At 70.9% G+C, this 20522-nt stretch carries 33 protein-coding genes; 24 read left to right on the forward strand and 9 right to left on the reverse strand.

Translation table 11 applies throughout. From position 1 onward, the window contains the following. The first annotated feature begins 103 nt into the window (after positions 1-103). Together DY240_RS15600 and DY240_RS15605 are read left to right on the forward strand one after the other, a co-directional pair. On the forward strand, positions 104-1003 hold the full coding sequence (locus DY240_RS15600) for a phytanoyl-CoA dioxygenase family protein (RefSeq protein WP_119660772.1): 900 nt from the start codon (positions 104-106) through the stop codon (positions 1001-1003). A 37-nt stretch (positions 1004-1040) separates the two neighbouring features. Next, entirely contained in the window at positions 1041-1889 is an 849-nt protein-coding gene (locus DY240_RS15605) for a helix-turn-helix transcriptional regulator (protein WP_147375342.1), read from the forward strand. Between the two features lie 10 nt (positions 1890-1899). Here the strand turns inward: DY240_RS15605 and DY240_RS15610 are convergent, their stop codons facing one another. After that, entirely contained in the window at positions 1900-2124 is a 225-nt protein-coding gene (locus DY240_RS15610) for a KTSC domain-containing protein (protein ID WP_199701569.1), read from the reverse strand. A 95-nt stretch (positions 2125-2219) separates the two neighbouring features. Between DY240_RS15610 and DY240_RS15615 the strand changes: the two genes are divergently transcribed. Then, complete coding sequence (locus tag DY240_RS15615) at positions 2220-3926, forward strand: ABC transporter ATP-binding protein (protein WP_119660774.1); 1707 nt, start codon at positions 2220-2222, stop codon at positions 3924-3926. After that, positions 3923-5680 carry an ABC transporter ATP-binding protein gene (locus DY240_RS15620; protein WP_119660775.1) on the forward strand — a complete coding sequence of 586 codons (1758 nt, stop codon included), beginning with the start codon at positions 3923-3925 and terminating at the stop codon, positions 5678-5680. Before DY240_RS15615 ends, DY240_RS15620 begins: the two co-directional genes overlap by 4 nt. Here DY240_RS15620 and DY240_RS15625 read toward each other — a convergent pair. Next, positions 5677-6252: a DinB family protein gene (locus DY240_RS15625; RefSeq protein ID WP_119660776.1), complete on the reverse strand. Its 576-nt coding sequence runs from the start codon at positions 6250-6252 to the stop codon at positions 5677-5679. The genes DY240_RS15620 and DY240_RS15625 overlap by 4 nt on opposite strands. Before the next feature lie 10 nt (positions 6253-6262). Then, on the reverse strand, positions 6263-6676 hold the full coding sequence (locus DY240_RS15630) for a RidA family protein (RefSeq protein WP_199701570.1): 414 nt from the start codon (positions 6674-6676) through the stop codon (positions 6263-6265). A gap of 21 nt (positions 6677-6697) precedes the next feature. Between DY240_RS15630 and DY240_RS15635 the strand changes: the two genes are divergently transcribed. The 5 genes from DY240_RS15635 to DY240_RS15660 all read left to right on the forward strand — a co-directional run bounded on the left by DY240_RS15635 (position 6698) and on the right by DY240_RS15660 (position 9518). Then, the gene (locus tag DY240_RS15635) at positions 6698-7270 is read left to right on the forward strand and encodes a CGNR zinc finger domain-containing protein (RefSeq protein WP_119660778.1); all 573 of its coding nucleotides are present in this window, start codon (positions 6698-6700) and stop codon (positions 7268-7270) included. 198 nt (positions 7271-7468) lie between these two features. After that, positions 7469-7768 (forward strand): HNH endonuclease, encoded by a 300-nt coding sequence (locus DY240_RS15640; RefSeq protein ID WP_119660779.1) that lies wholly within the window; start codon positions 7469-7471, stop codon positions 7766-7768. Between the two features lie 135 nt (positions 7769-7903). After that, positions 7904-8107 (forward strand): hypothetical protein, encoded by a 204-nt coding sequence (locus DY240_RS15645; protein WP_119660780.1) that lies wholly within the window; start codon positions 7904-7906, stop codon positions 8105-8107. A 156-nt stretch (positions 8108-8263) separates the two neighbouring features. Continuing rightward, positions 8264-8710 carry a hypothetical protein gene (locus DY240_RS15650; protein WP_199701571.1) on the forward strand — a complete coding sequence of 149 codons (447 nt, stop codon included), beginning with the start codon at positions 8264-8266 and terminating at the stop codon, positions 8708-8710. A 265-nt stretch (positions 8711-8975) separates the two neighbouring features. Then, positions 8976-9518 (forward strand): hypothetical protein, encoded by a 543-nt coding sequence (locus DY240_RS15660; RefSeq protein WP_119660781.1) that lies wholly within the window; start codon positions 8976-8978, stop codon positions 9516-9518. Between the two features lie 21 nt (positions 9519-9539). On the opposite strand, the gene DY240_RS15665 is transcribed toward DY240_RS15660, so the two are convergent. After that, positions 9540-9833 carry a hypothetical protein gene (locus DY240_RS15665; RefSeq protein WP_119660782.1) on the reverse strand — a complete coding sequence of 98 codons (294 nt, stop codon included), beginning with the start codon at positions 9831-9833 and terminating at the stop codon, positions 9540-9542. A gap of 175 nt (positions 9834-10008) precedes the next feature. Between DY240_RS15665 and DY240_RS15670 the strand changes: the two genes are divergently transcribed. From DY240_RS15670 to DY240_RS15740, 15 genes are all read left to right on the forward strand, one after another. Then, positions 10009-11385: a recombinase family protein gene (locus DY240_RS15670; protein ID WP_119660783.1), complete on the forward strand. Its 1377-nt coding sequence runs from the start codon at positions 10009-10011 to the stop codon at positions 11383-11385. Beyond that, complete coding sequence (locus tag DY240_RS15675; RefSeq protein WP_147375343.1) at positions 11382-11726, forward strand: hypothetical protein; 345 nt, start codon at positions 11382-11384, stop codon at positions 11724-11726. The genes DY240_RS15670 and DY240_RS15675 overlap by 4 nt, the downstream gene beginning before the upstream one ends. A 100-nt stretch (positions 11727-11826) precedes the next feature. Next, complete coding sequence (locus DY240_RS15680; RefSeq protein WP_119660785.1) at positions 11827-12075, forward strand: hypothetical protein; 249 nt, start codon at positions 11827-11829, stop codon at positions 12073-12075. A 231-nt stretch (positions 12076-12306) separates the two neighbouring features. Further along, positions 12307-12459, forward strand: coding sequence for a hypothetical protein (locus DY240_RS32035; RefSeq protein ID WP_158602869.1), 153 nt, complete (start codon positions 12307-12309; stop codon positions 12457-12459). Further along, entirely contained in the window at positions 12452-13678 is a 1227-nt protein-coding gene (locus DY240_RS15690; RefSeq protein ID WP_147375344.1) for an AAA family ATPase, read from the forward strand. Before DY240_RS32035 ends, DY240_RS15690 begins: the two co-directional genes overlap by 8 nt. 124 nt (positions 13679-13802) lie before the next feature. Then, positions 13803-13994: a hypothetical protein gene (locus DY240_RS15695; protein ID WP_119660788.1), complete on the forward strand. Its 192-nt coding sequence runs from the start codon at positions 13803-13805 to the stop codon at positions 13992-13994. A 166-nt stretch (positions 13995-14160) separates the two neighbouring features. Continuing rightward, positions 14161-14550: a hypothetical protein gene (locus tag DY240_RS15700; protein WP_119660789.1), complete on the forward strand. Its 390-nt coding sequence runs from the start codon at positions 14161-14163 to the stop codon at positions 14548-14550. A gap of 29 nt (positions 14551-14579) precedes the next feature. After that, the gene (locus tag DY240_RS15705; RefSeq protein WP_147375345.1) at positions 14580-15074 is read left to right on the forward strand and encodes a helix-turn-helix domain-containing protein; all 495 of its coding nucleotides are present in this window, start codon (positions 14580-14582) and stop codon (positions 15072-15074) included. After that, the gene (locus DY240_RS15710) at positions 15074-15271 is read left to right on the forward strand and encodes a hypothetical protein (RefSeq protein WP_119660791.1); all 198 of its coding nucleotides are present in this window, start codon (positions 15074-15076) and stop codon (positions 15269-15271) included. Before DY240_RS15705 ends, DY240_RS15710 begins: the two co-directional genes overlap by 1 nt. A gap of 30 nt (positions 15272-15301) precedes the next feature. After that, on the forward strand, positions 15302-15568 hold the full coding sequence (locus DY240_RS15715) for a hypothetical protein (RefSeq protein ID WP_119660792.1): 267 nt from the start codon (positions 15302-15304) through the stop codon (positions 15566-15568). Next, entirely contained in the window at positions 15565-15912 is a 348-nt protein-coding gene (locus DY240_RS15720; RefSeq protein WP_119660793.1) for a helix-turn-helix domain-containing protein, read from the forward strand. Before DY240_RS15715 ends, DY240_RS15720 begins: the two co-directional genes overlap by 4 nt. Next, positions 15909-16124 (forward strand): hypothetical protein, encoded by a 216-nt coding sequence (locus DY240_RS15725; RefSeq protein WP_119660794.1) that lies wholly within the window; start codon positions 15909-15911, stop codon positions 16122-16124. Before DY240_RS15720 ends, DY240_RS15725 begins: the two co-directional genes overlap by 4 nt. Beyond that, complete coding sequence (locus tag DY240_RS15730; RefSeq protein WP_119660795.1) at positions 16121-16819, forward strand: hypothetical protein; 699 nt, start codon at positions 16121-16123, stop codon at positions 16817-16819. The genes DY240_RS15725 and DY240_RS15730 overlap by 4 nt, the downstream gene beginning before the upstream one ends. Positions 16820-17180: 361 nt before the next feature. Beyond that, positions 17181-17630, forward strand: a complete 450-nt coding sequence (locus DY240_RS15735; RefSeq protein WP_119660796.1) for a Panacea domain-containing protein — start codon at positions 17181-17183, stop codon at positions 17628-17630. A gap of 13 nt (positions 17631-17643) precedes the next feature. After that, positions 17644-18120, forward strand: coding sequence for a hypothetical protein (locus DY240_RS15740; RefSeq protein WP_147375346.1), 477 nt, complete (start codon positions 17644-17646; stop codon positions 18118-18120). A 137-nt stretch (positions 18121-18257) separates the two neighbouring features. On the opposite strand, the gene DY240_RS15745 is transcribed toward DY240_RS15740, so the two are convergent. The 5 genes from DY240_RS15745 to DY240_RS15765 all read right to left on the reverse strand — a co-directional run bounded on the left by DY240_RS15745 (position 18258) and on the right by DY240_RS15765 (position 20475). Beyond that, positions 18258-18869, reverse strand: a complete 612-nt coding sequence (locus DY240_RS15745; protein ID WP_147375347.1) for a hypothetical protein — start codon at positions 18867-18869, stop codon at positions 18258-18260. Positions 18870-19052: 183 nt separating this feature from the next. Further along, positions 19053-19559: a hypothetical protein gene (locus DY240_RS31390; RefSeq protein ID WP_147375348.1), complete on the reverse strand. Its 507-nt coding sequence runs from the start codon at positions 19557-19559 to the stop codon at positions 19053-19055. Next, positions 19556-19954: a hypothetical protein gene (locus DY240_RS15755; RefSeq protein WP_119660800.1), complete on the reverse strand. Its 399-nt coding sequence runs from the start codon at positions 19952-19954 to the stop codon at positions 19556-19558. Before DY240_RS15755 ends, DY240_RS31390 begins: the two co-directional genes overlap by 4 nt. Beyond that, the gene (locus DY240_RS15760) at positions 19951-20154 is read right to left on the reverse strand and encodes a hypothetical protein (protein ID WP_119660801.1); all 204 of its coding nucleotides are present in this window, start codon (positions 20152-20154) and stop codon (positions 19951-19953) included. Before DY240_RS15760 ends, DY240_RS15755 begins: the two co-directional genes overlap by 4 nt. Beyond that, positions 20155-20475, reverse strand: a complete 321-nt coding sequence (locus DY240_RS15765; RefSeq protein ID WP_147375349.1) for a hypothetical protein — start codon at positions 20473-20475, stop codon at positions 20155-20157. Positions 20476-20522 lie beyond the last annotated feature (47 nt).

Genomic DNA, 20522 nt, shown 5'->3' on the forward strand with positions numbered 1-20522 from the left:
ACGTGACAGGATTCGCCATCATGCCGCACCACGGAGCCATGGCGCGACGACGTGGGCGGCCGCACGCTGGTGGGTGTTCACCCGTCGTCGTCAGGAGGTTCCCATGACCGTCGTCCCACCCGCGCCCGTCGCGCCGTCCGCCACCGATGTCACCACCCCCGGAGTCCTGGAGGAAAGCTACGAACAGGACGGATTCGCGATCCTGAAGGACGTCCTGAGCCGGGCGGAGCTCGACGCGCTGCTGGCCGAGACGGCCCGGATCTGCCGCGGCGAGCTGGGCGAGATCGACGGCGCCGTCGCGACGTCGCCGGACGAGACCGACGACGAGGTCATCCGCCGGTTCCTCTGCATCCACTACCCGCACAAGCTGTCGTCGCTGGTGCTCGACACGATGCGCCATCCCGCGATCGTCGACGCGCTCACCCGGGTCATCGGGCCGAACGTCAAGGCGATGCAGTCGATGCTGTTCGTCAAGGCCGAGGGGAAGCCCGGCCAGGCCTGGCACCAGGACGAGATGTTCATCCCGACCCGCGACCGCTCGCTCACCGCCGCGTGGATCGCCCTCGACGACGCCACCGTCGAGAACGGCTGCCTCTGGGTGCTGCCCGGCTCGCACCGCGACGGCGTCATCTACCCCAACCGCGAGCACGACGACCCGCGCTACGACTGCACCGTCGAGTCCTACGACTTCCCCTGGTCCGACGACGACGCCATCCCCGTCGAGCTGACCGCCGGGTCGGTGCTGCTGTTCAACGGCTACCTGCTGCACAAGTCGCTGCCGAACACCGGCAGGCACGGCTACCGGCGGGCGCTGGCCAACCACTACATGAGCGCCGAGTCGCTGCTGCCGTGGGCGCTGCCCTACGAGGGCCAGAGCATGGCGCAGGCCGACTTCCGCGACGTCGTCCTGGTGGCCGGCCGCGACCCGTACGCCTACAAGGGCGTCGAGCAGCTGCGCCGGCCGCGCATCCGGCCCGATCGCGACGGCGGTTGTGACCGCTGACGTGCCGAGCTCGGCGGCCGGGCTCGAGGTGGGGCTGGTGCCCCGCCTCGGGCCGGCCGTCGCCGACTATCCGCCGGGCTCCACGTTCGGGCCGCGCGACGCCCGCACCTACGAGTTCGTCTGGCTGCTGTCCGGCAGCGCGACCTGGCACTGGGACGACATGCGGGTGCCGCTCGCGCCGGGCACCCTGCTGCTGGTCCGCCCGGGGATGCGCGACTCCTTCCGCTGGGATCCGCGCCGCCCCACCCGGCACGCGTACGTGCACTTCACGCTGTCCGGCCCCGCCGTGGACGGCGCGATGTGGCCGGTGGTGCGCGACCTCGGCGGCCGGCCCGACCCGATGGGCGCGCTGTGCCAGTACCTGCTCTGGCTCGGCGCGACCTGCCCGCCTGGCTGGCGCCGGCAGGCGGCCGAGACGCTGCGGCTGCTGGTGCTGACGTTCCTCGCCCCGCCGCCGGCGGCGTCCGACGACGCGTCAGGCGGGCTGCCCGAGCCGATCGTCGCCGCGATGTCCGCCGTCCGCTCCGCCTGGTCCGACGGCGTCGCTCGTCCGGTCGGCCTGGAACAGCTGGCCGCCGCGGCCGGGGTGTCGGTGTCGACGCTGTGCCGCGCGTTCCAGCGCCGGTTCGGGCTCGGGCCGGTGGCCGCGCTGGAGCGGCTGCGGCTGGCCCGCGCCGAGCCGCTGCTGTGGATGAGCAACCTGTCGCTGCAGGCCATCGCCGTCCAGTGCGGCTTCGCCGACGCCTACCACTTCTCGCGGCGCTTCCGCGCGGTCTATGGCGTCGCGCCGAGCGTCTTCCGCACCACCCCGCCTCAGGCCGCTCCCCCGTCGCCGCTGGACGCCGCCGGCCTCGCGGCGCTGGAGCCGCTGACTCCCCAGGCCTGACGCCTGGAGCTCACGGTTGCACGGGTACGGCCTCGTGGTTCGGCTTGATCTCCTCGTTGAGGTAGGCGCCGATGCTGTCGGAGCGCATCATCGCCTCGACGGCCGGCTGGCCGACGCCGAGGTAGCGGTAGACCGCACCGGAGCTCCACTCGACCTCGAGCGTCGACGTCAGCGCGTCGTACCCGACCGAGCGCACGGCGGACGACGACACCGGCCACCGTCTGATCCTGCCCATCCCGTCGATCGTCGGCGGCGCGGCCGGATGGGTCAAGGCGCGGCCGCGAAAAGGCGTTGCGACAGTATGCGGGGCGGACTAAGGTCCCGGGTCTTGTGCGGCACTTTCCCGATCCGGATCCCGGTCGCCCCAGCCGCCTGAGTCCCGGCCACTACCTGCTGTGGCTGGCCCGCACCCAGCTGGCCGTCGTCCTGCTCGGAGCGTTCTACGGCGTCATCTGGCCGACCGCGCAGGCGCTGATGCCGTACGCCGTCGGGCGGGCCATCGACGATGGTCTGACCGCGCGCGACCGCGGCGACCTGCTGGTGTGGGCCGGCGTCGTGCTGGCGCTCGGCGTGGTCCAGGCCGCCACCGGGATCCTGCAGGACCGGTGCGCGCTGACCAACGCGCTCGGGGCGCGGTACCGGACGCTGCAGCTGGTCACCCGGCAGGCGACCCGGCTCGGCGCGACGCTGCCGCGGAAGACCTCGGCCGGCGAGGTGATGAGCGTGGGCGTCGCCGACGTCATGCAGATCGGACGGGCGCTGGACGTCAGCTCGCGCACGATCGGCTCCGTCGCCTCGATCGTCGTGGTCGCGGCGATCATGCTGGCGACGTCGTGGCGGCTCGGGCTGGTCGTGCTGGTGGGCGTGCCGCTCATGGTGTGGGCGGTCGCGCTGCTGCTGCGGCCGCTGCACGACCGTCAGGCGCGGCTGCGCGACCAGCAGGCGGAGCTGACCGCTCACGCCGTCGACATCGTCGGCGGGCTGCGGGTGCTGCGCGGGATCGGCGGCGAGGAGCTGTTCGGGCGCCGCTACCACGCCGAGTCGCAGCGGGTCCGGCACGCGGGCGTCCACGTCGCCCGCGCCGAGGCCGCCCTGGAGGCGGCCCGGATGCTGCTCCCCGGGCTGCTGGTCGCGCTGATCGTCTTCCTCGGCGCGCGGCAGGTGCTGGCCGGCGACCTCACCGGCGGCCAGCTGGTCGCGTTCTACGGGTACGCGGTGTTCCTGGCCACGCCGGTGCGGCGGCTGAGCATCGGCGCGAGCGCGATCATGAAGGCCTACGTCGCCGCGCGGCGCGTGGTGGCCCTGCTCGCTCTGGAACCGGAGATCGCGCCGGGCGGGCCGGCGCTGTCCGGCACCGAGGACGCCCGCGACCTCGCCGACCCGGAGTCCGGGCTGGCCGTCGGCGGCGGCCGCTTCACCGCCGTGGCCTGCACGGATCCGGCCGAGGCGGCCGCGCTGGCCGACCGGCTGGGCCGGTACGCGGAGTCGGACGTGACGTACGGCGGGATGCCGCTGCGTTCCGCGGACGTCGAGGACGTGCGGCGGCGGATCCTCGTGGCGGGCAACGAGGCGCGGGTGTTCGCGGGACCGCTGCGTGCGGAGCTGGCGGCCGCCGGACCGGCCGACGACGCGCGGGTGCTCGCGGCGCTGGAGGTCGCGTCGGCCGGCGACGTCCTGGAGGCGTTGCCCGACGGCCTGGACACCGTCGTCAGCTCGGGCGGGAAGGAGTTCTCCGGCGGCCAGCTGCAGCGACTCCGGCTGGCCCGGGCGGTGCTGGCCGAACCCGACGTGCTCGTGCTGGTCGAGCCGACCAGCGCCGTCGACGCGCACACCGAGGCCCGCATCGCCGCCCGGCTGGCCGCGGCCCGGGCCGGCCGGACCACGGTCGTCTTCGCGACCAGTCCGATCCTGCTCGACCACGCCGACGCCGTCGCCCTCGTCGACGGCGGCACCGTCGTCGCGACCGGCACGCATGCCTCGTTGCTGGACGATCCGCGCTACCGGGCGCTGGTCGCCCGCGAGGAGGGGGCGGCATGAGCGCGTCGTCCGCCGGCCTGCCGGTCGCGTCGCTGCGGGAGGTGCGCCGGCACGCCCGGCGCCTGGCGCTGCGGCATCGCCGCGAGGTCGCCGGCGCCGTCGCGCTGCACGCGCTCGGCGCGGCGTCCGGACTGGCCGGCCCCTGGCTGCTCGGCCGGCTGGTCGAGGACGTCAACGACGGCGTCGACCACGTCACCCGCATGACGCTGCTGATCTGCCTGTTCGTCGTGCTGCAGGCCGCGCTGACCGCGCTGGCGATGTTCGTGTCGGCGCGCCTCGGCGAGAAGGTGCTGGCCCAGCTGCGCGAGGAGTTCGTCGACGGCGTGCTGGCGCTGCCGATCGGGACGGTCGAGGAGGCCGGCTCCGGCGACCTCATCACCCGCACCACCCGCGACGTGGACCTGCTGGCGCGCGCGGTGCGGTACGCGATCCCGGACACGCTGATCAGCTCGGTCACCATCGTGCTGACGCTCGGCGGGCTGGTGCTGCTCGGGCCGCTGCTGGCGTTGCCGGCGCTGGTCGGGGTGCCGGTGCTGTGGGTGGCGTCGCGCTGGTACCGGCGCCGCGCCCGCACCGCCTACCTGCGCGAGAACGCCTCGTACTCGCAGCTCGCCGAGGGCCTCGCCGAGACCGTCGACGGCGCGCGGACCGTGGAGGCGCTCCGGCTGGGCGACCGGCGCTTCGAGCGGGTGAACCGCGACATCGCGGCGTCGTACGCGGCGGAGCGGGCGACGCTGCGGCTGCGCACGGTGTACCTGCCGACGATCGACGTGGCGTTCGTGCTGCCGGTCTTCGCCACGCTGGTGATCGGCGGGCTCCTGTACCTGGACGGCATGGTGTCGCTGGCCGCGGTGACGGCAGCGACCCTGTACACCCAGCAGCTGCTGGTGCCGGTCGACACCCTGCTGTTCTGGCTGAACGAACTGCAGATCGGCGGGGCGGCGATGGCCCGGCTGCGGGGGGTCCGGCGCGATCTCGCCGTCGTCGAGCGAGAGCGGGCGGCGCCTGCCACCGAGAGCGTCGACGCCGGCGGGTTCGAGGTGCGCGGGGTGAGCCACGCCTACCGGCCCGGCCACGACGTCCTCCACGACGTCGACCTCACCATCGCGCCGGGTGAGCGGCTGGCCGTCGTCGGTCCGTCCGGCGCCGGGAAGTCGACGCTCGGGAAGCTGCTCGCCGGCATCCACCAGCCGCGGACCGGCACGATCACCGTCGGCGGCGTCCCGGTGTCCGAGCTGCCGCTGGACCGGCTGCGCACCGAGGTCGCGCTGGTGACGCAGGAGCACCACGTCTTCCGCGGCACGCTCCGCGACAACGTCGTCCTCGGCCGCCCCTCGGCCGACGACGCCGCGGTGGAGGCCGCACTGCGCGCCGTCGACGCATGGGACTGGGCGTCAGCTGCCGGGTTGTCCGCCGCCGTCGGCTCCGGCGGCGCGGAGCTGTCGCCGGCGCAGGCGCAGCAGCTCGCGCTGGCCCGGCTCGTGCTGGCCGACCCGCACACGCTGATCCTCGACGAGGCCACCTCGCTGCTCGACCCGAGCGCTGCCCGGCACCTCGAGCGGTCACTGGCCGCGGTGCTGGCCGGCCGGACCGTCGTCGCGATCGCCCATCGGCTGCACACCGCCCACGACGCCGACCGGATCGCCGTCATGGAGTCCGGTCGCATCGTCGAGCTCGGCTCGCATGACGAGCTGGTCGCGGCCGGCGGCGCCTATGCGGAGCTGTGGCGCTCCTGGCACGGCGGGGCGGGCTAGAACAGCTCGGCGGTGCGCTTGAGCTTCGCGACGTAGTCGGCCCACTCCTGCGCGTTCTGGTCGGGCAGGTTACTGACGTCCTTGCGCAGCCCGATCTCGCCGTCGATGGTCTCGCGGAGGATGTCGGCGTGGCCCGCGTGCCGGGCGGTCTCGGCGATCATGTGCACGAGGATCCAGTGCAGCGTGACGGGGTTGCGGTCCGCGGGCCACCACGGCACCGTGCCGGTGTCGTCCAGCGCCAAGGCGTCGATGGTCGCGTCGGAGTGCGCGATGGTCCGCCGGTAGAAGTCCGTCACCCACTCCATCGTCTGGTCCGGCGTCGCCCAGAAGTCGGCGTTCGGCTCGGCGTCGTCGTCCAGCCACGGCATCGGATCGGGCGCCGGCCGGCCGAAGACCTCGCCGAAGTAGCCGGCCTCCATGCTCGCGACGTGCTTGACCAGGCCGAGCAGGTTGGTGCCCGTCGGCGTCATCGGCCAGCGAGCATCGCGCTCGCTCAGCCCGTCGAGCTTCCACAGCAGGGCGTCGCGGTGGCTCTGGAGGTAGCGCTTGAGGGTGTCCTTCTCGTCCGGCATGCGGGCGAGGCTACCCGGCGGCCGGCACCGCCGCGACGGCCTCGATCTCGACGAGAGCGCCCGGGACGGCGAGGCCGGCGACGAACGCCGACGTGATGGCCGGCGGGTTCGGACGCTGACCCCAGACCTCGTTGAACGCGGCGAAGCCGTCCATCAGCGACTCGCCCTCGCGGATGAGGATCGTCCACTTCACGACGTCCTCGGGCCGGGCGCCGGCCGCGTCGAGGCAGGTCAGGAGGTTCTTGAGGGCCTGCCGCGTCTGGCTGGCGATGTCCGGCCCGACGACCTGCCCGGTCTGGTCGACGCCGTTCTGGCCGCCGATGAAGACGAGGTCGGCGCCGGCCGGGACGCGCACGGCCCAGGTGAACGCCGGGTTGGAGTGCATGGACTCGGGGTTGATGTGCGTGATGGTCATGGAGGGCATGTAACCAGTTATAGTGGTGTCATGCAACGCCGTGAGGAACTCCCGCTCGGTGTCCGGGTGCGGTTCCTCACCGGACGGGTGTCGCTCGACTTCACGCACACCGGCGGCGAGGGCGAGTACGCGCGGTGGGAGATCGTCCACACGCCCGACGACTTGTCCCGCTGGCTCGGCGTCATCCTGTCCGTCGACGGGCTGACGGCCGGGCCGGCCGACCTGGAGGCGATGCGCCCGCTGCGCGCCGCGATCACGGACGCTGCCCGGTCACTGTCGGCGGGCGGCTCGGTGCGGGCCTCCGACGTCGCGACGATCAACGCCGCGGCCGCGGTGCCGCCGCTGGTGCCGCGGCTGGTCGCCGTCGGCGCCGGGGTCGAGTACCCCGCACCGACGACGGCCGGGGCGCTCTCGACGATCGCCCGTGACGCGATCGACCTGTTCGGCGGCCCGCTGGCCGAGCGGATCCGGGTCTGCGCCTCCGAGACCTGCGGCCTGCTGCTGGTCGACACCTCACGGCCGGGCACGCGGCGGTGGTGCTCGATGCAGCGCTGCGGCAACCTCGCCAAGGTCCGCGGCCACCGGGAGCGGTCGGCGCGATAGGCACAACCGACCGCCTTGGCAAGCCTGATCGTCGCGCAACATCGGACATATTGGGCACGCCGACGACGGTCAGCCTTGCCAAGACGCGCGCCGGGGGCGAGCGCGCACTTCCGTGATCGAACAGGCCTTCGCCCGTAGGCTCGGAGCGTGCCGCCCCGCCGTCGAGCCGCGATCTACGCCCGTCGTCGTCAGCGCCGGATGGCGAAGGTCGAGCACGACCTGACCGACGACCAGTGGGCAGCGCTGATCGCGGCCTGGGGCGGCTGCGCCTACTGCGGCGCGGACGACGCCCGGTTGCAGAAGGACTGCATGCTGCCCATCTCCCGCGGCGGCCGCTACACGCTGGTGAACGTGGTGCCCGCCTGCCGCTCGTGCAACGCCAGCAAGTGCAACGCCGAGGTCACGACCTGGATGCGCCGCAAGAAGCTGGACGAGCAGGCCTTCCTCGTCCGACAGGCCGAGATCGTCCGCTCCGCCGACATGGAGCCACGGATCTGAATCCGTTCGAGCCGGCCGCCACCGGGGCAGCGGGGACAGGTCGTGAAACGCCACCGCGTTCCTGATCGGCGCTCTTCGCCGGCCCGGCGGCGGTCACTCAGGCAGCCGGCGCAACGTCGTCGGTAGAATCGTGTCGTGTCCGGCCGATCGTCTTCGCAGACTCTGACTGTCGAGCTCGATCCCGAACGGGCGCGGGCGCTGCACGCCCTTGCGGAGCTCTATCACGCGACGCCGGAGCGGATGGTCGCGTCGTGGGCCGCCTACCACATCGATCGCCTGGTCGCCGGTCAGACGCCGGACACGGTGCCATCCGGATGGCAGCCCGACACGGACGCCTGAGATGCCAGGCGTTCACGTCCCTTCCTCCGTCGAGGACTGCACCCGGCACCGCCGCGGGCTGCGGTCGAGCTCGCGGACGGGTCGCTCCCGGAGGTTCCTGCTCGATCCGCGGTCGCCAGGTTCCGCCGTGCACGCCAGCCGCGTGCGAGGAAGGGCATGATCGGGAAGCGCTCCGGCGCGCACTCCGCGGCGCGAACCCGCCGGATCCGGGCCGCCCGGCGATGGATGGGGATCGACATCACGTTCGACGACGACGGACGCGTCCTCATCGCCGACACGGACGCCGAGCACGACGGTGCGTTCGAGGACTACGACCGAACCATCGCGATGGAAGCGCGCGGTCACGTACTCTCCAACGGCTGGACATGGAACCAGCGATGGCTGAACACGTTCCGCAACATCCGATCCAGCAGCGAGAACCCCGAACCGCGCATCGACTACATCGTCGTGCGTCGACGAGAGGCCGGCCTGCCCGACCTGGTGGACGGCGATTCGGAAGTCCATTGGCGGCCCGCGGGCGCAGGACCGGACGAGCGCCGACTGGCGGGTGCGGCCCGACGCCGCCGACGCCGTGCTCGGCGCGCCCGAGGACGCAGGCTCTGAGTCGGCAACCGAGCACGGACATCCCCTGGCGTCGCTGATCTGGGACGCAGAGGTCCGCCTCATCGATGCGCGCACCGACGAGCCATACACGGGCGTCTCCCCGGAGACCTTCGGCCGGCTCCCCGTCGACGGCTACGGCCGGCTGCTCGGCGCGTCCGGAGTGCGGCCTCGATCGGCGCCCTCGCCGCTCACCGGCTGAGCGAGGCCGAGCCGTCGCATCTGCCAGAATCTGGACCTGCATCGACGGAGGTTCACGGGGGGAGGCTTGATCGGTGGGACGGTACTCGAGCTGCTGCATCCGACCCCGTTGGGCGAGTTCTCGATCACGATGCGCGGTGAGGACGCGTTCGGCAGCACCATGTTCGTCGACGATCCGGCGGCGACCGTCGACGTCCACAGCGTGCACGTCGACGTCGACCTCGATGCCGGGCGGTTCGACCTGGTCGGGCCGGACTACCTCCAGACCACCAAGGGCGTCCCGATCTTCTCGGAGCGGTTCGTGGCCGCGATGCCCGAATCCTTCACCCGGGACGTTGTCACCGTCCCAGCCGTCCTGCACCTGCGCGCGGCGACGCGGCACTTCCTGGCCGGCAGGATCGAACGCGACCTCGAACTGATCGACCCCGAGGCCTCGTCGTTCTCCGACATCCGCGGCATCAGAATCCTCAGCCGCCCCGCCTTCAAGCCCGTCGGCACGAGTTTCCTCCTCGCACGCGACCGCCTGTTCCGGACCTACATGGACGCCTCGGTGGAGCTGATCAGCCAGGTGGACGCGAACCAGCTGAACCTCGAGTACGTGCCGTACTGAGCACTCGGCCGGGCGCGAGGCTCACGGTTCCGCGTGCAGTTCTTCGAGCAGTAGGTGGGCGCGCTCGAACTCGAACCCCAGCAGGTCGTCCGCATCCTCGAGCTCCCGCGCCAAGGACAACGCCTCGGTCAGCACCCACCGGGCGCCAGGGTCGCCACGACCGGTGAGCAGGTCGCCGAGCACGACGAGCGCCCGGACCCGGGTGACATCCGAGGCCTCCCCGTCGAGGAGCCGCCGCAAGGTCGCCTCGGCACCGGGCAGATCGCCCCGATCTGCCTGCATCAGCGCCTTCCGCAGCGCCCCCTCGCCATTCATGTCCGCTCCCGCTCCACGATGCCGGACCCCCTCACAGCCCCGAAGACGCCTTGTATGGCACCTCGTGCGACCTCGCGGTCGCCGACGACGGCGAGTGATCCGCGGCACGAGTCCAGGGCCGTCACACGTTGAATCTGAACTCCACCTGATGCCGTAACTATGCAACACTTCCGACGTGAGCACAAGACCCGGAACGACCCGATGCGCCGTTTATCTGCGCATCTCTTTGGACGCGAACGGTGACGGCCTCGCCATCGACCGCCAGCGAGAGGACTGTCTGCGTATCGCGGCCGAGCGTGGCTGGACAGTCATCACCCCGTTGTTCATCGACAAGGTCAGCGCCAGCAGTGCCAGCAAGGTCCGGCCCGGTTATGACGCGCTGGTGGCCGCGTACGAACGCGGCGAGTTCGAGGCCCTCGTCTGCTGGGACCTCGACCGTCTCACCCGCCAGCCGCGGCAGCTCGAGGACTGGATCGACGCCGCGACCGACCGCGGCCTGATCCTCGTCACTGCCAACGGCGAAGCCGACCTGTCCACCGACGCTGGACGGCTCTTCGCGCGCATCAAGGCATCGGTCGCACGCGCTGAGGTCGAGAGGAAAGGTGCCCGGCAGCGGCGCGCGGCCCTGCAGCGCTCAGAGCGTGGCCGGCCGCCGTTGGGTGTACGACTCACTGGGTACGAGGTGGGCGGCGCGGTTATCCCGTCCGAGGCGGCCGTCGTGCGGGAGATGTTCGAGATGTTCGCCGCGGGCGAGTCACTTCGCGGCTTGGCTGCCCAGCTGACTGAGGCCGGCGTCTCGACCCGCAGCGGCGGGCCATGGAACCCGTCGACCGTCCGCACGACGCTGACGAATCCGCGCTACGCCGGACGCGCCGTCTACCAGGGCAAGGAGACCGGGCAGCGCGGCGGATGGGAAGCCATCGTTGATGATGACTTGTTCGATGTCGTGCAGGCGCGCCTCGCCGACCCCCGTCGCCGGACCCAGATCGGGACTGATCGAAAGCACCTCGGCAGCGGCATGTTTCTGTGCCAGTGCGGGCGACGCGTCGTCTCCTGGAGTGGCGACAGATACCGGTGCCCAAGCGGCTGCCTCACACGGGCACGGGGCCCGATCGACGACTTCGTCCTCAAGGTCATTCGTGAGCGGCTGGGCCGGCCCGACTTAGCCCAGCTCCTCGTTTCGCCAAAGGACGACGCCGAGGCAGAACGACTCAGCAAGGAGGCAGCTGGGCTCCGGCGCCGTATCGCGCAGACCGACGACGACTATGACGCCGACCTCATCGACGCGCGTCGGCACAAGGTCAAGGTCGAGAAGCTGCGAGCCGACCTGGACCATGTCAACGCGCGACGGGCGCGGCTCACAGCCGCCACCGGCCCCGCCGCGGCTGTGCTCACCGCACCAGACCCCGTCGCGGCATTCGACACGTTGACGTCACTGATGATCCGCCGCGCGGTCATCGACCTGTTCGCCGAGTTCACCCTTCACCCGGCGCCACGTGGGCGACGTACGTTCGACCCCGAGACAGTGCGTGTCGAGTGGAGGCAGCCGTGAAGCTGTCTGAGGCGTTCCGACGGATGACCCCGAGGCGTCACCGCCGCAAACTGCGTCGCGAACTGCTAGATGCGGCTGCTGCTGCCATTTCCGATGACGCGCGGCGGGCCATTCGCGAGTTCGGAGCTGCCTTGTTGGACGGGCTGCCAACGACGATCTTTCGGTGCGCGGTGTGCGGCACGAAGGTTGGCACCTACGACCCGGACGGGACGAACTTCCGGGCTCCTGAATGCCCACAGCACGGTGATCTGGATCTGAGTTTGCGCACCTGGCGCGACAAGGCGGCGCAGCGGCACGACGCCGAGAAGAAGCTCACTCTCAAGCTGCGTCCGGTAAGCTAGTTCTCAACCTCGCCGGAATCTGGGCGCGTCGAGCCCGGTACCCCGCGCAGTTCGACGCGAGAGAGGGCTCGCGAATCACCGCTACTGGCGGAGGTTCGCTGTGCCCACGCGCACACCAAAGGACCCTAGGGTCCGTAAGCTCAGATCCCAGGCCGGCGGCTTCAAGCGCCGCGGCAACCTCGCGAAGGCCGAAGAGTGCCAGCGTGAGCTGAAGGCGATCACGGCCGAGGACTACATCAAGCGGCTAGTCGACTCGGCGCCACCTTTGACGCTGGCACAACGTGACCGGCTCGCCTCCCTGTTGCGTCCCGCCGCGTCGAACGGCGGTGGCGCTGATGCTGCGGCCTGAAAGCGGGCGCGCCCCCCGTGGTGGCGAGGGGCGCGTGATGCAGGATCACGACCGGGCTGGGACGGACGCTGCTGTTCCCAGCGTAGCGGACGGCTGGGACACTCCGGAGCCGAAGCGCTGCCGCTACTCCGGCATCTGGTGCTACGCCAAGCCGCTCCTAGAGCTCGAGGTCACGCCCGAGGCTGAGCCGTGCTGCCGACACCTCCTCACCGACGCCGAGGCGGTGTCGCGATGACAGCTGCCATCGAGGAGTACGCAGAGCGCATCGAGGCGTTCTGGCGCCGCCCCGTCCGTGGCCGCGACTTCGGCTATTGGATGCGGGTCTACGCCGAGAACGCCGCCAGGCCAACGCCGGCCGCCACGGCGGTGGTCGCCCGTGCGTAGCGAGATCGCGAAGACGGGGCTCTGCCCGCAGTGCCAGACACCCTCGACGTACTTTCCGGACGAGGACCGCTGGTACCACCACGGGAATGTGGACAACCGCGCGTGCTGGGCCGCGCTGGGCGCCGCCGAGTCGAACGGCCACCGCCCAGCGGCCGACACGCCGTCACCCGTAGACGGGCCGGTCGGCACAACCTGGCGGCCCGTCGACCTCGGGCCGTTCCTCCGAGGCGAGGTCGAGCGGCCTGAGCCAACTGTCGGCATCTCACGCGCCGACGGGCTCCGGCTGCTGTACCCGGCGCGCGAACACATGGTCATCGGCGAGATGGAGTCTGGGAAGTCCTGGCTGGCGCTGGCGTCGGTCTCGGCCGAGCTCACGGCCGGCAACCGGGTGCTCTACATCCACGGCGAGGAAGCAGACCCGACCGACACCATCGAGCGGCTGCAGGCCCTCGGCGTGTCCGACGACGACATTCTCGCCCGGTTCACGTTCGTCGGCCCCAATGAGCCGGTCGACCCGTTCTCGCTCGCCGTTTTGCTGGACCCACCACCGTCGCTGGTCGTGCTCGACGGCACCAACGAGCTGATGTCGATGAATCGGCTGGGCATCCGTGACGAGGACGGCGCAGCGGCCTACCGACGCCTGCTCGTGAAGCCATGCACCGCCGTCGGCGCGGCCGTCCTGTCGTGTGACCACGTCGTCAAGGACCGCGAGAAGCGCGACCGCGGGCCGCTCGGCAGCATCCATAAAGGGAACGGGCTGACGGGGTCGCTCATCCTGCTCGAGAACGCCTCACCGTTCGGCCGCGGCGAGCGCGGCTGCTCGCACGTCTTCGTCACGAAGGACCGCCCCGGACACCTGCGCCGGCACGGCCGTCCGAGCAAACTCCCGGGGAAGACGTTCATGGGCTCGCTCATCGTGGACGACACGCGCACCACAGTCGGCTACCTCGACCTGTCGTTCATCGAGCCGCCCGAGGACCAGCCCCGCGAGTCGGTCCGCTCGCGCGACCAGCTCGACGACGACCGAGTGCTCGAGGTGGTCGAGGCCATCGCCGGCACGGGCCGACAGCCCACGCTGCGCGGCGTCCGATCCAAGGCCGGCCTCGGCAAGGACCGCGTCGACAACGCGCTCACCCGCCTGGTCCTCGACAGCCGCCTCATCGAGAAGCCAGGGCCCAACCGTTCCCGACTGTTCAGTGTGGCTGAGGTGATCCCATGACCGCGCGACCCGCAGGTGTGGCGTGGCGGTGTGGCTCTAAAGAGCGAGCCACACGCGCACACACCCACACGGTGTGGCTCAGCCGCACCCAGCCACACACAGCCACACCGACCGGGAGACCCTGATGAAGATCACCATCCGCCACGTCGTCGTGCAGCACCGCATCGCCGACAGCGTCGTCATCGACGACCAGGAGAAGTACCACCGCGTCGGCCACCACCCAGCCGACGGCTGGCACTGCCACACCTGCAACAGCTCCCGCTGCCCGACCATCGCAGCCGTACACGACGTCGTTACTCCCATGGAGGACGCATGACCGACCGACACCTCCTCGCCGCGCCCGAGGTCCCTGACCCCAAGCACCGGTGGGACTGTCCACGGCCCGGCTGGGTCAGCCAAGGCGCCCGCGTGGCCGGGCAGCACGTGCAGCGGTGCGCGGGCTGCGGCGCCCCGCGGCTCGTGCCAGCGGCGGAGGGTGCGCGATGACCACCGCCCGCAATGCGGTCCTGCTCGCTGCGTTCCTCAAGCGCGTCGCCGAGCTGGGCCTCGTGCCCGGCGAGCTCGAGCGCGACGACAAACGCCCGGTCAGCGACTACCCGACCATGCCGCCGGCCACCTGTCACCTGAGCAGCCGGTACCTCGCTGGCGTGTACCCCGAGCTCGACCTCGTTGAGGGCGTCATCACGTTCCGGCGCAGCACACGCGTTGCCGCGATTCGCCACTCGTGGAACACCACGCCGGACGGGCAGATCGTCGACTCAACGTTCCGCGCCGACGTCGACGACCTCACGTACTGGCCGCTCGGTCGCGCTCCAGAAAATCCCGACCCCCGGGGCCCGCTGACCCACGCGGCCAGTCCGATCTATCCGTGATGCATGGAGCTACAGGTTAGGGGTTGATCATGCCGACGAAGCGACCCGAGGCACGTCGGGAGCAGGTCCGGGACCTACGTGACCAGGGCCTTTCGTTCCGCGAGATCGGTCGGCGGCTGGGCATCAGTCATGAGATGGCCCGCCGTGATGCCCGTGACGCCGGGTTGACGGCGTTGACGCCGGTGCCGTCCGGTCTGAGTGCTCGCGGTGAGGCGTTCTGGGCGCATGCGATCGCCGTGTTCGAGCTTGACGCGCACGAGCAGGAGCTGCTGACGCAGGTGTGCCGGCTGCTCGACCGGGCCGACGCGCTGCGTGACGCGGTCGAGCAGGACGGCGTGATCGTGACGACGCCGCGCGGTGACCGCAGGCCGAATCCGGCGATCGCTGAGGAGCGTCAAGTGTCGCTGGCGATCGGGCGGCTGTTGGTGCTGCTGGAGATCCCGGCCGACGACGGTGCGGTAAGCACGCCGACGCGGACCCGGGCACGCCGCGCGGCCGAGGCCCGCTGGCAAGGGGGTGCCTGATGGTCCGCCGCAGACAGGAGGCCTCCTCGATGCCGCCGGAGCTGTCGACCCCGGCCTACATCGACCCGGACAGCGGCTGGCGCTGGATGTCCCCGGAGGCGTGGGCGTACGGCCGCGCGGCGTGGGAGGCCGGCGACCCTGCTTGGGATGGCGGCTTCAGCGCACCCGACGAGCCGTACAGCGCGGCTGACCTCTGACGGTCGAGCACTCACCAGGAAGGCAATGACATGACTGCTGCTCGCATCGCCCGCGTCCGCTGCTGGGCGCGCGGCCACGAGCTCGTGAGCTTCGCCGTCTCGCCCACGGCCGCGCTGCTGGTGTGCCTCCGCTGTGGCGACACCCGCCGGATACCGCACTCGCCGCTGGCGGCGCCGACGTTGCTGGAGTCGGCAGCCGCGCGCGGGGTCGCCCTCGTCGACGAGCAGACGCTCGCCGACCTGCAGACCGCGCACGCGGTCGAGCAGGCGCTCGCGAACCGTGGCGGCGAGCCGTGATCAGCGCGCGGACGGCCGAGCTCGCGCTCCAGGCGCTCGCGTCAGCCTGGCGCCGGGCCAAGCTCAACGGCACACCGCCGCCGCAGGCCTGGCAGGTCGCGATCGCTGAGTTGTCGGCGGTGGCGGAGGGTTCGCCCGAGCGAACACTTCCAGCAGCGTTCCAGCGCCTCATGACACCGTCGGAAGCGGTCGAGGAGATCGCGGTTCAGGAGGCAGCGGCGCGGCTCGGGATCACACCCCGGGCCGTGCAGCGCAGGATCGGTCGCGGGTCGCTCTCGGCACGACGGATCGGACGGGAGTGGCTGGTCAGGTGGCCGCCCATCGAGCGGAAGGAAGCAGCGTGACGAAGGTCGAGGAAGCACAACCGAAGCGCTACCGCGTGACGGCGCCGTACGTCACCGTGAAGGCCGAGGTCGGCGGGTTCCTGGCGGGCGCCGGCAGCAACGGATACGGCGTCGTCGGCGTGTACAAGGACGGCATCTTGCCGCCCAGCGCCGTGCCAGAGGCGGTCGAGAGCCTGCTCGCGCGCGGCCTGGTCGAGGAGGTGGCGCCGTGAGCCGGCTCAAGCTCCGCGTCCGCGCCGACGCCGCTGACGACGTGCGTTGGCTCCGCGAGGAGTGCGGCATCCCCGACGCGACGCTGATGGAGGCTGCAGGGCCTGACGGCTGGATCGCGGGCGCCGGCCTGACTGCGTGGGCAGAGAGCGCCCTCGACGACATCGAGCAGCGCAGCACTGGCTCGCTGCCAGGCCGCGACGGCACACACCCGATCGACACCATCGGCGCGCTGGCGAAGCGGGCATCCACGCACCGGCCAGAGACCTCGACGACGGGCCGCATGACGCCGGATGCCGCGTACGAGTCCGGCCGGATCACCGCAGCGTCGCTGCCGACCTGGCAGGCCCGCTACGACGCCGACCCGGCCGCTACGGGCGCCCAACTCGCCGAGCTCGCACCGGTGCTGGCCGACGGCAAGCGCCCGGCCGGCACCTCCCCGTGGGCACTCGGCGAGGACGGCCGGTACGTGCTCGCCAGCACGCCCACGCGGCCGTCGGCCACGCCGCTGCTCGACGAGATGGACCGCTCGATCTTTGGGCCGACGCAGGAGGACCGGTACCGCGAGCAGGATCTCGCCGCGGAGCGTGAAGCCCGGGAGATCCTCGAGCAGGAGCAGCAGGCCGCAGCGTCCTCCGTGGTCACCCCCGCCGAGCTCAAGACGCTGTTCCCCAAGAACTCCGACGACGCGGGCTGAGAGAGGCCCTCGGTGGAGCCGACCCCGCTACGGCGTCAACGCCACCCGGTCGCTGCTGCTTCACGCTGCCGGCAGCGTCGCACGCGGGAACGAAGGCGAGAGAGTGGCCCGTCCTTTCGGCTGCAGAGACCTCGCCTGCGCCTGCGGTGTCGGCTCCACCAACTGACCGCGCCGTGGAGCACGACACATCGCCAAGGGGCATCAGCTAGTGGAGGGTTTCGTCCGACCCTCCGTGTACGCTCCGAGCGTTCGACGGCTCGCCTGTTCTCGGCACGTCGTTGATGACAGATCCAAGTCGGTGTGGGAACGTTGCGTACAGCGGCCACGTTCCTCGATCGGTAGCTCGGGAGGGGAGGCTCGAATGGCTACTAATGTCCACGACGTCGCTGCTTACATCCTTGAGAAGCGCGGCCCGATGACGGCGATGAAGCTTCAGAAGCTCGTCTACTACTCGCAGGCATGGCACCTCGTCTGGGACACCGAACGATTGTTCCCCGAGGAGATCCAGGCCTGGGCCAACGGGCCGGTTGTGTACGAGCTCTACCAGAAGCACCGCGGGCAGTTCCAGGTGACTCAGTGGCCCGCAGGTAACAGCGCGAATCTCACTAACGCCGAACGTGAGTCGATCGACGCTGTGCTGCAGGTCTATGGGGGGATGCCGGCGCACGAGCTCAGCGAGCTCACACACCGTGAACGCCCATGGCGGGATGCGCGCGGCGGTCTGCCCGCCGGCGCGATGAGTAGCGCCACGATCACCGTGGAGTCGATGTACGAGTACTACGACGGCCTCGTCGGTACTGCAGATCAGTAGGGGGGCCCGCCGCGTGAGGAACAAGCAGGCGCGTATCTCGAAGGCAACGCGTGGTGGCAAGAACCCCCAGAAGGGCAGAGTCCGCGGCGACAAGGCTCCCGTCATTGCCGCGCCCACGGGCCCGGACATGAACCAGCCGCTACGGTTCAGGTTCGACCAGGTCGACGTCGGCGGCCCATGGTGCCTGACCTCGATCGATCAGCCGCACCACGCCGACCTTCTCCTGAAGATGCGCGACTACGAGTCCATGACCGCACGGGAGATCTTCCACGGCAATGATCCACGAGGCATTCGGTACGACATGGCTGAGTGTCCGAACCCAGAGCCGATCAGGCGCCTCACGGAGGCGTTTGGCGGCCGCGACAGCATCTGCCGCCTTCGGATCAACGGACGACGACGACTCTACGGCTTCCTTACGGGCAACGACTTCTCAATCGTCTGGTGGGACCCCGAGCACGTGATCTGGCCTAGCACCAAGAAGCACACCTAGACCGCCGCCCCCGTGCCTCCCCCGCCCATCAGTGACCAGCTCGGCTGGTGGGTGACGCCGAACCCCGGGACAGCATCACCGCCGCTGAGCGGCTGAGGTTCGAACGCCGTGCCGGGGGTCGTTCACACTCGACTCGGTCATTCCCAGAATGACTCGGCGCGCGCCTTCGAGAGATCCCGCTCGGCTTTGCTGAGCGCGCTCCTCGCCTGGGTCCACTCGTCGAGGCTCGCCCCGTAGCGCTTGAGCGCCTCCCTGGATTCAGCGTCCAACTGGCCCTCATGACCCACGCCAGTGTCTGCCTTTAGCCGAGCGGTCGGCTCGCGGCCGTAGGCATCCCACCGTGACGCATACAGCGAGAACCCATACTTCACCAGCAGTTGGCCCAAGGGACTCGTGACCTTGGCAACCTTCGACTCATCCCAGTAGAGCCGTCCCGAGTGCGCATCGCGTTCCAGGTGTGGGAAGGCCTCGGCGCTGTCCGCTATCGCGTCGCGGACGAGTTCGTCAGCTTGGGCCGCCATGCGCTCGACCTCGGCCCTGAGTTCCTGGACCTTCTCTTTGCCGAGTTCCTCGGACTTGCGCGACTGCTCGACAACCACCCGCCGCGCTTCCTCTGGCATCCACCGAGTAGCCCAGACCGCCAGTGTCCTGAGCACCTCCGCCCGCGCAGCCTCAGCGCTCTCGGTTGCTGCCTGGAAGCCGTCTTGCGCTGCTGCGACCGCGACCTCGGCATCTCCTACGGCGTTCAATACGGGCCCCCCTTCTCGTGTCTTGGCCCACTGCAACGTACTCCCGCCCCCGGACAGACTCTGCGACGACAAGCGGGCGCGGACCCCCGGCAGGCGGGGTGCTCGTCGGCAGCTACGAGGTCGAGGACGTGACGAACCCCCCGCCAGCGGTTGGGCTTGGCGGGGGGTTCGTTGTCGTTCGGGCTATGGTCTTGTCAGCCGACGGTGCCGCGGCCGACGACGTCGGCGCGGCTTGCCACCGCCAGGGGTACGCGCTGAGCGAGTACCCTCCTCGTCCTTGTCGAGGTTCTCCAGCATCCGTTCCAGCGCAGCCCTCATCTCGGCCGCACTCATGTCCCCACCCCGTGCCGACGCACGCGTGTGGCCGTGAACCGAGTTCTCCGCCTGGTTCCGCCACTCTGGCTTGGCGTGGTCGCGCAGGACCGCATGACGCGTCACCGTGCCGCACGTGGCGCACTTGAGGTCACAGGTCATCCGCTCCCAGGGACGCGCCCGACCCCACACTTTCTGCGCGTACTCGCGGCCCTTCCGGGCCTCGGTGCGCGCCTTCATCGCGGCGATCTCCTCGGGTGTCTGCATCCGCTCGCCCTGCAGGTTCCGAAGCCGGTTGTGCTTGGGCGTGCACGTCCGCACAGTGCCGCACTGGCAGCACAGCGCCCGGTCCTTGCCGGGGATGATGGAGTAGCTCACCGCGCCACCCCCTCGACGCCGCCGTCGGCGATGGCGTACAGCAGCGACGCCGCCGCCTCGAGCACCCCGGCGAGCTCGCGGACGTCGTCAGGGTCGGTCACGTCGGCCTCGGCCTCGGATGCGAACCCGATCTCCGGGCCGAGGGTGCGCCGGCCGTCCGGCCAGACGTCCTCGTACACGTCGATGCGGGCCAGCTCGGAGCCGTCGTCGGCGTGACGGACCCACCGGTGCGCCCGGTAGCGGCGCCCCGTCGGGTCGACCTTGTCGGTCTCCCAGGCGTCCACCTCCGTCGCCCACCACAGCGGGATCGGCGTCTCGCCCGGCGTCCGGCGCGGCAGCGTCTCGGGGGTCTCGCTGCCAAACAGGAACGTCGGGATCGGTCGCAGGGCGCTCATGGGGTCACCGCCGGTTGCGTCCAGCCGACAAGGCCAGCGACGAACGTGTTCAGCTCGTCGTGAGCCTCAGCGGGCCGACGCCGCTTCAACGGCAGGCCGCTGCACAGTCGCGCCTCGCCGTCGGCGTACTCGCGAGCCAGCCGCATGATCGTGTCGTACTGCTCACGCGTGATGCCCGCACCGGTCGTCATGGCGGCCATTCAGACCACCGCCACGGCGAGGGCGAGCACGATGATGACGGCGACGGCGAACGCAACACGGATGCGCCGACGGCGCTCGGACGGTTCCGCCAACTTGGCGGAACCGTCGGCCGGCCTCGGCGCCACGAGGTTCACCTCGTCGGGGTGATCGGTGAGCTCGACCGAGTTGGTCGCCTGGCGCAGCTGCAGGAGCAGCTGCTCCGTCGCGAGCGCGTGGTGCATGCCGTCGCCGGCCGCGTTGCGGATGACCCGCAGGTGCTCGGTCACCTCGGCCAATTCGTCGAGCGCATGCTCGACGGTTTCAGGGATACTTGGGGACACGGTCGCCTCCTGGATAGGCGGTCGAGGGACCGTCCGGAGGTCGCAAC

The sequence above is a fragment of the Jiangella rhizosphaerae genome, assembly GCF_003579925.1.
Classification (GTDB): domain Bacteria; phylum Actinomycetota; class Actinomycetes; order Jiangellales; family Jiangellaceae; genus Jiangella; species Jiangella rhizosphaerae.

Coding starts and splice junctions, on each gene's coding strand:
- DY240_RS15710 (WP_119660791.1), top strand. CDS start 15,074: ATGGTCCGCCGCAGACAGGAGGCCTCCTCGATGCCGCCGGAGCTGTCG.
- DY240_RS15705 (WP_147375345.1), top strand. CDS start 14,580: ATGCCGACGAAGCGACCCGAGGCACGTCGGGAGCAGGTCCGGGACCTA.
- DY240_RS15630 (WP_199701570.1), bottom strand. CDS start 6,676: ATGCCCTCCATGACCATCACGCACATCAACCCCGAGTCCATGCACTCC.
- DY240_RS15635 (WP_119660778.1), top strand. CDS start 6,698: ATGCAACGCCGTGAGGAACTCCCGCTCGGTGTCCGGGTGCGGTTCCTC.
- DY240_RS15625 (WP_119660776.1), bottom strand. CDS start 6,252: ATGCCGGACGAGAAGGACACCCTCAAGCGCTACCTCCAGAGCCACCGC.
- DY240_RS15760 (WP_119660801.1), bottom strand. CDS start 20,154: ATGGCCGCCATGACGACCGGTGCGGGCATCACGCGTGAGCAGTACGAC.
- DY240_RS15715 (WP_119660792.1), top strand. CDS start 15,302: ATGACTGCTGCTCGCATCGCCCGCGTCCGCTGCTGGGCGCGCGGCCAC.
- DY240_RS15620 (WP_119660775.1), top strand. CDS start 3,923: ATGAGCGCGTCGTCCGCCGGCCTGCCGGTCGCGTCGCTGCGGGAGGTG.
- DY240_RS15650 (WP_199701571.1), top strand. CDS start 8,264: ATGATCGGGAAGCGCTCCGGCGCGCACTCCGCGGCGCGAACCCGCCGG.
- DY240_RS15755 (WP_119660800.1), bottom strand. CDS start 19,954: ATGAGCGCCCTGCGACCGATCCCGACGTTCCTGTTTGGCAGCGAGACC.
- DY240_RS32035 (WP_158602869.1), top strand. CDS start 12,307: ATGACAGCTGCCATCGAGGAGTACGCAGAGCGCATCGAGGCGTTCTGG.
- DY240_RS15700 (WP_119660789.1), top strand. CDS start 14,161: ATGACCACCGCCCGCAATGCGGTCCTGCTCGCTGCGTTCCTCAAGCGC.
- DY240_RS15665 (WP_119660782.1), bottom strand. CDS start 9,833: ATGAATGGCGAGGGGGCGCTGCGGAAGGCGCTGATGCAGGCAGATCGG.
- DY240_RS15695 (WP_119660788.1), top strand. CDS start 13,803: ATGAAGATCACCATCCGCCACGTCGTCGTGCAGCACCGCATCGCCGAC.
- DY240_RS15735 (WP_119660796.1), top strand. CDS start 17,181: ATGGCTACTAATGTCCACGACGTCGCTGCTTACATCCTTGAGAAGCGC.
- DY240_RS15640 (WP_119660779.1), top strand. CDS start 7,469: ATGGCGAAGGTCGAGCACGACCTGACCGACGACCAGTGGGCAGCGCTG.
- DY240_RS15600 (WP_119660772.1), top strand. CDS start 104: ATGACCGTCGTCCCACCCGCGCCCGTCGCGCCGTCCGCCACCGATGTC.
- DY240_RS15610 (WP_199701569.1), bottom strand. CDS start 2,124: ATGGGCAGGATCAGACGGTGGCCGGTGTCGTCGTCCGCCGTGCGCTCG.